The sequence below is a fragment of the Hydrophilobacter chitinilyticus genome (assembly GCF_049860745.1).
Taxonomy (GTDB): domain Bacteria; phylum Pseudomonadota; class Gammaproteobacteria; order Burkholderiales; family Burkholderiaceae_C; genus Rhodoferax_B.
This window is the reverse complement of sequence record NZ_CP187561.1, coordinates 4,936,483-4,947,950: the sequence shown is the minus strand read 5'-3', so window position 1 is coordinate 4,947,950 and position 11,468 is coordinate 4,936,483. Positions and strand designations below refer to the sequence as shown.

Here is an 11,468-nt window from a genome sequence, read left to right as displayed (position 1 = left end):
TGTTTAGGCTTTCAACGGGAACAACGGATCGGCTTCGCGGTATTCGCGCGGGATGATCACCTTGATGTCGTTCTTGAGCACCTGCGTCATCAGCGGTTGGGCACCGGTGTTCTGGCCGTTGACGAACTTGGTGGGGCCGTACGGCATGATGTGATCGGAGAAGGTGCTCTTCTCCAGCGCGTCGATGATGGCGGCGCGGTCGCTCGACTTGGCGCGCTCCAGCGCATCGGCCAGCAGCCACATCGAGGTGTAGGTCATGAACACTTCGTAGCTGAAGAACTGGCCCTTGGCTTCGACGCGTTTCTTCAGGTCTTGTGCGCGTTTGTCCTTGGGGTTGAACCAGTGGTTGCAGTCGATGATGCCGTTGGCCGCATCGGGGAACTCTTTGACGAACTTGTAGCTCGACGCCGCACCGCCCAGCACCGAGAAGATCGCCTTGGGCACCACCTTTTGTTGCTGCATGGTGCGCACCAGCAGCGCGTATTCGTTGTAGTAGTTGGCGGGGATGACGATGTCGGGGTTCACGGCCTTCATGCGCAGCACGATGTTGTTGAAGTCGCGCGTAGGGTTGGCGTGTTTCACCACTTCCTTCACCTCGTAGCCGTAGCCGGGCAGTTCGCGCGACAGCAGTTGCGCCGTGCCGGTGCCGAACAACGAGTCTTCGTGGATGATCATCACCGTCTTGGCGGGCTTGCCAGCGGCCGAGTTCAGCACGTGTAGGTTGGCCACCGAGATTTGCGCGCAGGTGCGGTAGCCGGGGCCAAAGCGGAAGGTGTTCTTCAGGCCGCGTTCGACGATCTGGTCGGCCACACCCACGTCCACAATGTGCGGCAGGTTGTACTTGGCGGCGGCTTGTGTGGTGGCCAGGCAGATGGCCGAGGCGAAGGCACCGACCACGGCGCTGACACCGGCTTCGTTCATCTTCTCGATTTCGGCCGTGCCGGCTTGGGGTTGCGACTGCGCATCGCCCAACAAGGCTTCGAGTGGCGCGCCGCCGAGTGACTTGATGCCGCCGGCTTTGTTGATGTCTTCAATCGCCATCACCGCGCCCAAGCGGCACTGTTGGCCGGAGTAAGCCAACGCGCCCGTCACCGGGTGCAACACGCCGACCTTCACGCTTTTTTGTTGTGCCCCCGAGACCAGGGGAAAAGCCATGGCCGAAGCTGCGGCTGCGGTTTGGGTGATGAAAAGGCGACGTGAGGACATGGGGCTCTCCTGGGGTTGGGGATGGCGGGCGGAAGCGGGGGATTTCGGGGAACGGGGGAACTGTCAATGAAACTGCGCGGACATCTCTTTGCTGACCCACACCTTGGCGTCGATGCTGCCAACGCGGGACAACTGCATTTGGTATTCGTAGCGGTCGGGCCGGTACAGGCCGTGCAGCCATTGGATGGGCCGCTCCTGGTCGTCGTAAATCAGGCGGCGCACGGCCAGCAGGGCAGAGCCCACGGCCACGTCGAGGTGCTTGGCGACCACGGCATCGGCCAGCTTGGCGGAGATGGTTTGGTGGGCGCGGCCCACGTGCACGCCCGACTCTTCGAGCAGCAACAAAATGGGCTTGCGTGCGAGTTCGCGGCGGCCAAACTTGCGCGCCACATCGGCGGGCACGTAGGTGGTGATGTGCGACAGCGGCCCTTCGCGGGTGGTACGGATACGCACAGCTTTTTGCACCGCATCACCCACGGCAATTTGCAGCGCACCGGCCACGGCGTTCGACGCCGTGACGGTCTGCACCTCAAGCACTTTGACCGAGGTGCGCAGCCCCATGGTGACCAGGTTTTCGAGCAAACCAGTGAGGTGGGCTTGCTGCGTACCTTCCGCTGCACCGGCCGCCATGGTGGCGTTTTGCGGTGTGGGGCCGGAGGGGCGTGTGCCGCGTCCTGGCTCGCGTGTGATCAGGCCTTCAGCGGCGAGCTGCTGCAGCGCGCGGCGTACGGTGATGCGCGCCACAGAGAACTGTTCCATCAACGCAAACTCGCCCGGAAGGCCATCGACAAAAGCACCTTCGTGCAGTTGTTCGCGCAGCACCAAATAGATCTGGTGGTACTTCGGCAGGGGCAGTGCGTTGGACATGATGGGTCATCTTAGAAATGGTTCTAATGTCATGTCAATAGAACATTTAAATCTGAAATGTCCCTCTAAAGCGCAATGTGTGCTGCCAAATTTGGCTGCATTTTGGTGCGTCAAGCCTGTTCGGGTAAACGCTTAAATTCCGTCAGAAAACGCTTGCGTTTTCACCCCCTCGCACAGCCACCTTTTTTAGAAAAGAATGGTGAGGACAAGCGTGTTTTGAAGCGTTCAAATTAGCACCAAGATGGGCCAGCGGTGTGACCTGGGTGCACCGAAATGATGTGTTCACCATCGTTAAAAGATGGAAACTTATTTTGTAAAGCACTCGTTCGATGGACTGAACGTGTGCTGGCCAACTTGGCCCTCGTGTTTAGCGAGAGCTTTGACGCGCGGTGTCGAGCCAATCACAGCGCACACGTTGGCGCTGGTGCGCAACCGCGCGGCTGTAGACGTAGCAGCTTGGCAGATGCATGGCCAGCATGCACAGCGGGAAGGCCCACTCGGCATCAAACATCAACGCCGGCAGCCAGCCCACCCAGCCCATGAGCCAGCAGGTGAGCACAGCGTCTAGCAGGTGGTACTCGATGGGGTGCTCGCGTTTGTTTTGCACATGCCATTGCTTGATGCGGTGCAAATCGTTGAGGGTGAGCAGGGCAAACATGGTTTCTCCAGAGAACAAGGTGATGGGTCACCGGTGCTGGCGCCTTGTCTCTGGTGTCCGCCGTTGCCTGGCGGTTGGGCCTCGTGCCGAGGGCATCGGCCGGGTGTTTCTCTTCTGGATCGCAGCGCATAGAGGGGCTGCGATGGGATGTCGGGGCGTCTAACGTGGGTGTCAGTTAAGTGTAAGTTTGCTGTCAGTTTAGAGCAAGCAGTTGGCGTGCCAAATCGTTCGATGCGAAGAAAATTTCGGCGTGAAAAAGCCCGGTGCTTGGCTCGCCACCGGGCTGGGAATCGAATCGAATTTAAGGAAAAAGTGCCGTTTACGCTTTTCTGCTAAGCGGCGACAGCTATGCTTTTAGTAGCACCACGATCTACACAGTGGCAACGCCTGCAGCGGTACGTGCTGCTGCAAGGTCTGCCTCGGTGGCATGGCAGATGAGCACCGGCGTGGGTGCCAGGGTGATGAGCCCCGGCACGATGCTGCCCGTCAAGATGCGCATCACCGAGTTGCGGTTTTCGGCCCCGGCGACGATCAGGTCGCACTGGTGCTGCTTGGTGGCATCGGCCACGGCATGTGCATCGTCCGCGCCGGTGGTGATGATGGTTTGGCTGCGCACACCCGCAGCTTCTGCCACCGCAGTGGCGGCGTGGAGGATGCGCTGTGCCAGCGCGTTGGACTCGCGCATCAACTGCTCGGGCGGCGGCATCACCACGGGGGGCAGGTCGGTCACGGGCAAGACGTTGCGTGGCAACACGTAGTGGAACAAGACCTCGGCGTTGACCGATTGCGCCAGCGCCACGCCTTCGCGTATGGCGGCTTGGCAGACAGGGCCGTCGTTCACCACAATAAAGAGTTTCTTGTACATGGCGCGGGCCTTTCTGTGCGGGTTGCGGGAGGCACGCGCCGTGTGGCGCATGCTGATTTTCAATATACCCCAGAGGTTTGATTTCCCCGCTGCTTGCAAGGTTCCAGCCAGCCGCGCAGCTTTACCTCAGTTCAAGAAGGATTCGAAATCTATAGCCGTTTGCGCACCGTACTCGGGCGGTGCAGACTCTTTGAGCTTGAAGTTTTGCAGGTCGGCCAGCTTGACCAGTGAGCCCACACGCACGCCCAGCAAGCGCAAGCGTTTGTCGAGCGGTGCGCGCTTCAGGCATTGGCCTGCGGCTTGGCGAATGGTGCGGGCGTCGGCTGTGGGTTGGTCGATGGTGTGGTCGCGCGTGGCGATTTTGAAATCGTCGAAACGCAGTTTGATGCCGATGGTTTTGCCTACGTAGCCCTTGCGCTGCAGGTCTTCGGCCACCTTCTCGCACAGGTGGGTGAAGATGGCGCCGAGCTCGGCCTTGTCTTGTACGGCGTGCAGGTCGCGCTCAAACGTGGTTTCGCGGCTCATGGAGACGGGTTCGCTTTCGGTGACCACCGGGCGGTCGTCGCGGCCGTGGGCGGCGTTGTGCATCCACGCGCCGTAGGCTTTGCCGAAATGCGCCACCAGCCACTGCGGTTCACACGCGGCCAGCTCGGCAATGGTGTGGATGCCCAGGGCGGCGAGCTTGGCGCTGGCCTTGGGGCCGATGCCGTTGATCTTGCGGCAGTCCAGCGGCCACACCAGGGCTTGCAAGTCGTCCGCGCCCACGATGGAAATACCGTTGGGTTTGTTGAACTCGCTGGCCATCTTGGCGATGAGTTTGTTGGGCGCCACGCCGATGGAGCAGGTGAGGCCGGTCTGCGCGAACACGCTTTGCTGGATCTGCTGTGCCACGACGCGGCCACCGTCCACTTGGCCCTCGGGCAGGTCGGTTAAATCGGCGTAGACCTCGTCCACACCTCGGTCTTCCATTTGCGGCGCGATGCTGGTGACGATGCCCTTGAATAGGCGCGAGAAGCGGCGGTATTCGTCGAAGTCGACCGGCAACAAAATGGCCTGCGGGCACAGGCGCGCGGCTTTCATCAAGCCCATGGCCGAGCCAATGCCAAACTGCCGCGCGGCGTAGGTGGCGGTGGTGATGACGCCTCGGCCCACATAGTCTTGGATCAGCGGAAACGCGCTGACCGGGATGTCGGCCAGGCCCTTGCCAGGGCCGGCATTTTTGATGATTTCATCGACCTTGCGCCGACCGCCACCGATGACCACCGGCAGGCCCTTGAGCTGCGGATAACGCAGCAGCTCCACGGAGGCGTAGAACGCATCCATGTCGATGTGGGCGATGCGGCGGGGCATGGGGTTTGCAGAGTTATCTGTTAATTCATACAGTATAAATCTGCAACCATACGATCTGCAGGAATGGGCGCTGCCGAAGGTGTGCAGCGCCAGGGTTGCTGATGCGGTTTACTCTGCCGCTGCAGCCAACAGCTGTTCTAGCGCTGCGACCACAGCCGCTTGGTCGGCCACGGGGGCGAGTTGTGCCTGCAGGGCTTCGAGCGCCGCAGGGCCTTCGGTCTGCAGGCGCTTCACGGCAAGGCCCGCGTCCTTCGGGGCATCGAAGCCCAGGCTTTGCAGCAGCAGGTTGCCTTGGGCATCGACCAGCTTGAAGTGGAAGCGGCCGTCGGTTTCGCGGTATTGCTTGAACGAGGCCAGCGTCGATTTGTCGGCCTTGGTTTTGGTCTTGACCGTGGCTTGCGAGCGCAGGTCGCGCAGGCCCACGGCGTGGCGCAGTTCGCGGATGAACGGCGTGGCCAGGGTGCGTGCGCGGTCGGCGCCGGCATGCAAGATGTCCTCGATGCGGCCGGGGTGGTCGATCAAGTCTTGGTAGGTGCCGCGCATGGGGGCGATTTCGCGATCCAGGCGCTCGAACAGCATTTGCTTGGCGTCGCCCCAGCCAATGCCGTCGGCGTAGGCTTGGCGCAGGGCCTTGGTTTCTTCCTCAGAAGCAAAGGCTTGGTAGATCTGGAACAGGGCCGAGCCGTCCACCTCTTTGGCCTCACCTGGTGCGCGCGAATCGGTGAGGATGCCGCCGATCAATTTGCGCAGCTGCTCACGTGGCACAAACAGCGGAATGGTGTTGTCGTAGCTCTTGCTCATCTTGCGGCCGTCGAGGCCCGGCAAGGTGGCCACCGACTCTTCAATCAACGCCTCGGGCAGCACAAAGTGTTCGCCGTAGGTGTGGTTGAAGCGCTGGCCGATGTCGCGCGCCATTTCAATGTGCTGCACTTGGTCGCGGCCCACGGGCACCTTGTGCGCGTTGAACATCAAGATATCGGCGGCCATCAGCACCGGGTACATGAACAGGCCGGCTGTGACGTCGGCATCGGTGTCAACACCTGCGGCATCGTTGCGGTCGGTTGCGGCCTTGTAGGCGTGGGCGCGGTTGAGCAAGCCCTTGCCGGTGACGCAGGTGAGCATCCAGGTCAGCTCGGGGATCTCGGGAATGTCGGACTGGCGGTAGAAGGTCACACGCTCGGGGTTCAGCCCGGCCGCGAGCCAGGTGGCGGCGATTTCGAGCGTGGAGCTTTGCACGCGCGCTGGGTCACCGGTTTTGATGAGGGCGTGGTAATCGGCCAGGAAGTAGAAGCTGTCGGTGCCGGACTGCAGGCTGGCGCGCACGGAAGGGCGCACGGCGCCTACGTAGTTGCCAAGGTGCGGCGTGCCCGAAGTGGTGATGCCGGTGAGGACGCGGTTTGAACTCATGTCGTTAACGAACCAGGTAAGAAATAGGGGTGAGCAAGATGTCGAGCAAATCGTAGGTGACGGCCATCAGGGGCTGCAGCCAATAGGTTGCGACCACGCCGGTCAGCACCAGCGCCATCACGATGAAAAAGCCCCATGGTTCGATGCGCGAAAACGTGACGGCCTGACGATAAGGCAACAGGCCCACCACGATGCGCCCGCCATCCAGCGGGGGCAGGGGGAACAGGTTGAAGGCAAACATCACCACGTTGACCAACACGCCGCCTTGGCACATCTTCAAGAAGAAGGGCTCGCTGATGTCAGCACCCCGCAACACGTGAAAGAGCACGCCCCACAAGAAGGCTTGCACCAGGTTGGCCACGGGGCCGGCCAGCGCCACCCACACCATGTCGCGCTTGGGGTTGCGCAGTTGGCTGAAGTTCACCGGCACGGGCTTGGCGTAACCAAACAGGAAGGCGCCCGAGGTGGCGAAGTACAGCATCAGCGGCATCAGGATGGTGCCGACGGGGTCAATATGGTTGACGGGGTGCATGGCGGCGGTGTTGTCGCCGAAATGCCGCGCCACGTAACCGTGGGCCGCTTCGTGCACCGTGATGGCAAACAGAACGGGGAGGGCGTAGATCAGTACGGATTGGATGAGATTTGAGATGTCCACGCGGCTATTGTCTCAGACGGTGGAGGGCTGCCCGGTGACTGGGGCAACCTGTCCGCTCGCAGCAAAGCGTGCAAGCGCTTAAAGGTTGTAATTAAAGGCCAATAGCGCTCAAGTCACCACGCCCAGCACGCACCAGCACTGCATCGCCACCTGTGCCAATGGCGGTGAGATCGACCACGGTGGTGGGCTCCAGCGGGCATGCGCCGGCGTCGAGCACGGCGGCCAGTTGGTGCTCAAACTTGGCGCGGATGTCGTGCGCGTCGTTCATCGGCTCGGTCTCGCCTGGCGGAATGAGTGTGGTGCCCAGCAAGGGGCCGCCGTGGATGGCCAGCAGGTCTTGCAGCACCTTGTGGTCGGGCACCCGCAGGCCGATGGTTTTGCGCGAAGGGTGGCTCAAGCGGCGCGGCACCTCGCGGCTGGCTTCCAGGATGAAGGTGTAGGGGCCGGGTGTGGCCAGCTTCAGCAGACGGTATTGCTTGTTGTCGACCCGCGCGTAGTTGGCCAGTTCGCTCAGGTCGCGGCAGAGCAGCGTGAGGTGGTGCTTGTCGTCCACCTGGCGAATGCGGCGCAGGTTGTCGACAGCGGCTTTGTTGTCCAACTGGCAGACCAGCGCGTAGCTGGAGTCCGTGGGCACGGCCACGATGCCGCCGCCATCCAGCAGACTCGCGGTTTGCTTCAGCAGGCGAGCCTGCGGATTTTCGGGGTGGACTTCGAAGTACTGGGCCATGGTGTGGGGTGGTGCGGGTGTTTTAGATCTTGGAAAGCGCCTTGGCGCGATTCTCTCGCACACTCAGCCATGCGCCCATCGCGCCGCACACCGTTACCACTGCAATGCCCAGCAACGACCAGCGGTCGGGCAGGTGCGAAAAAATCAACCAACCGCCCAGCATGGCAAAGCCAATCTGCCCATACAAAAACGGCGTAAGAGTAGCCGCCGGCGCCCGCGCGTAGGCCAGGATCAGCATGAAGTGGCCCACAGTCCCCAGCAGACCCATCATGAACAAGCCCAGCCAGATCTGCCATGCATCCACATCGACCCAGACAAACGGCAGCGCAATCGACGCAGCCAGTGTGCCCACCCAGCCGCTGTAGAAATGGGTGGTGAACGGGTCTTCAGTGCGGGCCAGTCGGCTGGTGAGGATTTGGAACCATGCACTCACGGCCACCAGCGCGATGGGCAGCAGCATGGCCCAGGTGAAGCTTTCGCCGCTGGGGCGGATGATCACCATCGTGCCCAAGAAGCCGCCAATCACCAGCGCCCAGCGCAGGGGCGAGACTTTTTCTTTTAGTGCCGTGGAGGCCAGCAGGGTGATGACCAGCGGTGTGAGCATCACGATGGCGGTGAACTCGGCCACCGGCATGTGGCGCAGGCTGAAGAAGGCCAGCGTGCTGCTCATCAACAACAAGGCGCCGCGCAGGCATTGGTATTTGGGGTGCGCGGTGCGCAACAACGAGGCGCCGCGTTTGGGCAGCATGGTCACGGTGGTGGCCACGGCCTGGAATGCATAGCGAAACCATAGCGCCATCAACACAGGGACGCTGGAACTGATGACTTTGGTGATGGTGTCCAGTGAGGCGAAGAACGCCACAGCGGTGGTGACAAGCGCGATGCCGGCGAGTGTCGACGGAGGTCGGTTCATTGCATTCGGTGCACCAGCAGCTCCCACACCGGTGTGAGGTCTCCTGGTAAATAGGGCAGGGCGCCCAGGTCGGTATGGCTCTCGTCCGGGCTATGGAAGTCGCTGCCACGCGAGGCGGCAAGCCCAAACTCTTTGGCGACGGCTGCGTACTCGATGTACTCGGCCGGCGTGTGGCTGCCGGTGATCACTTCCACCGCTTGCCCGCCGTGTGCCTTGAATTCGCTGAACAGAGCGTACTCTTCGTTGGCAGTGAACTTGTAGCGGCCGGGGTGGGCGATCACGGCAATGCCTTGCGCCTGGGTGATCCAGGTCACGGCGTCCTTCAGGGTAGCCCAGCGGTGCGGCACGTAGCCGGGTTTGCCTTCGGTGAGAAAGCGGCGAAAAACTTCTGGGGTGTCGCTGCACACACCACTCTCCACCAAGAAGCGGGCAAAGTGGGTGCGCGAAATGAGTTCTGGGTTGCCCACAAACTTGAGTGCGCCTTCGTAGGCATTGGGAATGCCGACTTTGGCCAAGCCATCGGCCATTTCCATGGCGCGTTTGCCACGGCCACCGCGTGTGTCGAGCAAGCCTTGTTGAATGCGTGTGTCTTGGGCATCAAAACCCAGCCCGACGATGTGCACTGTTTCGCCCGCAAACGTGATCGAAATTTCGACGCCGGTGAGGTATTTCATGCCCTCGGCTTTGGCGGCTGCGGCTGCGCGTAGTTGACCGCCTACTTCGTCGTGATCGGTTAGCGCCCACAGTTCCACACCGTTTGCCTTGGCCCGTTGCGCCAAGGCTTCTGGCGTCAGCGTGCCGTCTGAAACGACAGAATGGCAGTGCAGGTCAGCATTCAGGATGGAAGTCACGTTTTTGATTCTAGGTGGTTTGTACGATGTCTGCTGAGCGGCTGCCAGCGCAGCCCATTTCAGGCATAAAAAAACCCGCCGGATGAGGGCGGGTTTTTTGCATTGTGAATGCTTGGGAGACCTTGCCGAATTACTTCAGCTTGATTTCCTTGTATTCCACGTGCTTGCGAGCTTTTGGATCAAACTTCGTGATCAGCATCTTCTCGGGCATGGTCTTCTTGTTCTTGGTCGTCGTGTAGAAGTGACCGGTGCCGGCAGTGGATTCCAGCTTGATTTTTTCGCGTCCGCCTTTGCTTGCCATGGTGCTGCTCCTTATGCTTGGCCACGTGCGCGCAGATCTGCGAGCACAGAGTCGATACCGTTCTTGTCGATCAAACGCAGACCAGCGTTCGAAATGCGCAGGCGAACCCAACGGTTTTCGGTTTCGACCCAGAAACGGCGGTACTGCAGGTTAGGCAGAAAACGACGCTTGGTTTTGTTGTTGGCGTGGGAAACATTGTTCCCGACCATTGGGCCTTTGCCCGTTACTTCACATACGCGTGCCATGAGGACACTCCATCTGTTCTGTGGCGACAGGTCAAAACTGCGCACCACGATTAACGGCTTTCGCCGCACCTCGCCACGTTGCTGTGGCGGTAAGAGATCATTTACTGGGCTGCAGCTAGCCGCCTCGAAGAGGTAGATTGGCCGCAGCAAATTCAGCAAAGCCTTGGATTATAGCGCTTTTCCAAAAAACGGCACCTATGCCGACATGTTGGGCGATTTGCCTGACGTGGGCAGAGGCTTGTCTCGGCGAAGTTCGCCAAGAAAAAAGCCCTGACTCTTGCGAATCAGGGCTTTTCATTTGGTGCCGGAGAGATGAATCGAACACCCGACCTTCTCATTACGAATGAGCTGCTCTACCGACTGAGCTACACCGGCTAAGCCTCGGATTATAGCGCGTTGTGGTACTTCGTGACCAGCTCTACTTCATTTTTTGATCCTAAAACCACGCTGACGCGTTCGTGCAGCTTGCCGGGCTGCAAATCCAGGATGCGTTCGCGGCCGTTGGTGGCGGCGCCGCCGGCTTGTTCGATGAGCCAGCTCATGGGGTTGGCTTCGTACATCAGGCGCAATTTACCGGGCTTGTTCGGCTCGCGTTTGTCCCAGGGGTACATGAAGATGCCGCCGCGCGTGAGGATGCGGTGCACGTCGGCCACCATGCTGGCGATCCAGCGCATATTGAAGTCTTTGCCGCGTGGGCCTTCTTTGCCTTGCAGGCATTCGTCGATGTAGCGTTTCACCGGCTCGTCCCAATGGCGCATGTTGCTCATGTTGATGGCGAACTCTTGCGTGTCGGCTGGCACTTGCACATTCTCTTGCGTGAGCACAAAGGAGCCTTGTTCGCGGTCGAGCGTGAACATCGCCACGCCATTGCCCACGGTGAGCACCAGTGTGGTCTGCGGGCCGTAGACGCAGTAGCCGGCGGCCACTTGTTTGCTGCCCGCTTGCAAGAAGTCTTGCTCGTTGACGGCATGCGCGGCTTCACCCGGTGCCGGGTCGGGCTTCTTCAGCACGCTGAAGATGGTGCCGATGCTGACGTTGACGTCGATGTTGCTGGAGCCGTCGAGTGGATCAAACAGCAGCAGGTATTCACCTTGCGGGTAGCGGTTGGGCACCACGTAGATGCTGTCCATTTCTTCGGACGCCATGGCCGCCAGGTGGCCGCCCCATTCGTTGGCTTCGATCAGCACTTCGTTGGCGATGATGTCCAGCTTCTTCTGGATTTCACCTTGCACGTTTTCCGTGGCGGCGGCACCCAGCACTCCGCCGAGCGCGCCTTTGTTGACGGCTTGGCTGATGCCTTTGCACGAGCGCGCGACCACTTCGAGCAGCAGGCGCAGTTGGGCCGGAATGCGCCCATCCACGCGTTGCTGCTCAACCAGGTAGCGGGTGAGCGAGATTTTTTGAGACATAACGGTTTCCGTTC

At 60.7% G+C, this 11,468-nt stretch carries 13 protein-coding genes and 1 tRNA gene; all 14 read right to left on the bottom strand.

What is annotated here, in order from left to right; translation table 11 throughout:
* Positions 1 to 3: 3 nt before the first annotated feature.
* The 14 genes from ACPWMG_RS22050 to ACPWMG_RS21985 all read right to left on the bottom strand — a co-directional run bounded on the left by ACPWMG_RS22050 (position 4) and on the right by ACPWMG_RS21985 (position 11,454).
* Entirely contained in the window at positions 4 to 1,206 is a 1,203-nt protein-coding gene (locus ACPWMG_RS22050; protein WP_483301647.1) for an ABC transporter substrate-binding protein, read from the bottom strand.
* A 63-nt stretch (positions 1,207 to 1,269) separates the two neighbouring features.
* Positions 1,270 to 2,073 (bottom strand): GntR family transcriptional regulator, encoded by an 804-nt coding sequence (locus ACPWMG_RS22045; protein ID WP_483301646.1) that lies wholly within the window; start codon positions 2,071 to 2,073, stop codon positions 1,270 to 1,272.
* Positions 2,074 to 2,440: 367 nt separating this feature from the next.
* Positions 2,441 to 2,731: a hypothetical protein gene (locus ACPWMG_RS22040; protein WP_483301645.1), complete on the bottom strand. Its 291-nt coding sequence runs from the start codon at positions 2,729 to 2,731 to the stop codon at positions 2,441 to 2,443.
* Positions 2,732 to 3,101: 370 nt separating this feature from the next.
* Positions 3,102 to 3,596 (bottom strand): universal stress protein, encoded by a 495-nt coding sequence (locus ACPWMG_RS22035; protein WP_483301644.1) that lies wholly within the window; start codon positions 3,594 to 3,596, stop codon positions 3,102 to 3,104.
* A gap of 126 nt (positions 3,597 to 3,722) precedes the next feature.
* Positions 3,723 to 4,946: a DNA polymerase IV gene (gene dinB / locus ACPWMG_RS22030; RefSeq protein WP_483301643.1), complete on the bottom strand. Its 1,224-nt coding sequence runs from the start codon at positions 4,944 to 4,946 to the stop codon at positions 3,723 to 3,725.
* A gap of 108 nt (positions 4,947 to 5,054) precedes the next feature.
* Positions 5,055 to 6,353, bottom strand: a complete 1,299-nt coding sequence (locus ACPWMG_RS22025) for a tryptophan--tRNA ligase (RefSeq protein ID WP_483301642.1) — start codon at positions 6,351 to 6,353, stop codon at positions 5,055 to 5,057.
* A 4-nt stretch (positions 6,354 to 6,357) separates the two neighbouring features.
* The gene (locus ACPWMG_RS22020) at positions 6,358 to 7,008 is read right to left on the bottom strand and encodes a site-2 protease family protein (RefSeq protein ID WP_483301641.1); all 651 of its coding nucleotides are present in this window, start codon (positions 7,006 to 7,008) and stop codon (positions 6,358 to 6,360) included.
* A gap of 91 nt (positions 7,009 to 7,099) precedes the next feature.
* Complete coding sequence (locus ACPWMG_RS22015; protein WP_483301640.1) at positions 7,100 to 7,735, bottom strand: L-threonylcarbamoyladenylate synthase; 636 nt, start codon at positions 7,733 to 7,735, stop codon at positions 7,100 to 7,102.
* Between the two features lie 22 nt (positions 7,736 to 7,757).
* Entirely contained in the window at positions 7,758 to 8,648 is an 891-nt protein-coding gene (locus ACPWMG_RS22010; protein ID WP_483301639.1) for a DMT family transporter, read from the bottom strand.
* Positions 8,645 to 9,499: a 3',5'-nucleoside bisphosphate phosphatase gene (locus ACPWMG_RS22005; protein ID WP_483301638.1), complete on the bottom strand. Its 855-nt coding sequence runs from the start codon at positions 9,497 to 9,499 to the stop codon at positions 8,645 to 8,647. The genes ACPWMG_RS22010 and ACPWMG_RS22005 overlap by 4 nt, the downstream gene beginning before the upstream one ends.
* 130 nt (positions 9,500 to 9,629) lie before the next feature.
* The gene (gene rpmG / locus ACPWMG_RS22000) at positions 9,630 to 9,800 is read right to left on the bottom strand and encodes a 50S ribosomal protein L33 (RefSeq protein WP_187598336.1); all 171 of its coding nucleotides are present in this window, start codon (positions 9,798 to 9,800) and stop codon (positions 9,630 to 9,632) included.
* 11 nt (positions 9,801 to 9,811) lie between these two features.
* Entirely contained in the window at positions 9,812 to 10,045 is a 234-nt protein-coding gene (rpmB, locus tag ACPWMG_RS21995) for a 50S ribosomal protein L28 (protein ID WP_272548698.1), read from the bottom strand.
* Between the two features lie 299 nt (positions 10,046 to 10,344).
* A tRNA-Thr gene (locus ACPWMG_RS21990) sits at positions 10,345 to 10,420 on the bottom strand.
* An 11-nt stretch (positions 10,421 to 10,431) separates the two neighbouring features.
* Positions 10,432 to 11,454 (bottom strand): class 1 fructose-bisphosphatase, encoded by a 1,023-nt coding sequence (locus tag ACPWMG_RS21985; RefSeq protein WP_483301637.1) that lies wholly within the window; start codon positions 11,452 to 11,454, stop codon positions 10,432 to 10,434.
* Positions 11,455 to 11,468: the final 14 nt, after the last annotated feature.

Bases quoted from the DNA above. Each gene is read 5' to 3' on its own strand.
- dinB (WP_483301643.1), bottom strand. From the start codon at position 4,946: ATGCCCCGCCGCATCGCCCACATCGACATGGATGCGTTCTACGCCTCC.
- ACPWMG_RS22015 (WP_483301640.1), bottom strand. From the start codon at position 7,735: ATGGCCCAGTACTTCGAAGTCCACCCCGAAAATCCGCAGGCTCGCCTG.
- ACPWMG_RS22045 (WP_483301646.1), bottom strand. From the start codon at position 2,073: ATGTCCAACGCACTGCCCCTGCCGAAGTACCACCAGATCTATTTGGTG.
- rpmB (WP_272548698.1), bottom strand. From the start codon at position 10,045: ATGGCACGCGTATGTGAAGTAACGGGCAAAGGCCCAATGGTCGGGAAC.
- ACPWMG_RS22010 (WP_483301639.1), bottom strand. From the start codon at position 8,648: ATGAACCGACCTCCGTCGACACTCGCCGGCATCGCGCTTGTCACCACC.
- ACPWMG_RS22050 (WP_483301647.1), bottom strand. From the start codon at position 1,206: ATGTCCTCACGTCGCCTTTTCATCACCCAAACCGCAGCCGCAGCTTCG.
- ACPWMG_RS22035 (WP_483301644.1), bottom strand. From the start codon at position 3,596: ATGTACAAGAAACTCTTTATTGTGGTGAACGACGGCCCTGTCTGCCAA.
- rpmG (WP_187598336.1), bottom strand. From the start codon at position 9,800: ATGGCAAGCAAAGGCGGACGCGAAAAAATCAAGCTGGAATCCACTGCC.
- ACPWMG_RS22040 (WP_483301645.1), bottom strand. From the start codon at position 2,731: ATGTTTGCCCTGCTCACCCTCAACGATTTGCACCGCATCAAGCAATGG.
- ACPWMG_RS21985 (WP_483301637.1), bottom strand. From the start codon at position 11,454: ATGTCTCAAAAAATCTCGCTCACCCGCTACCTGGTTGAGCAGCAACGC.
- ACPWMG_RS22025 (WP_483301642.1), bottom strand. From the start codon at position 6,353: ATGAGTTCAAACCGCGTCCTCACCGGCATCACCACTTCGGGCACGCCG.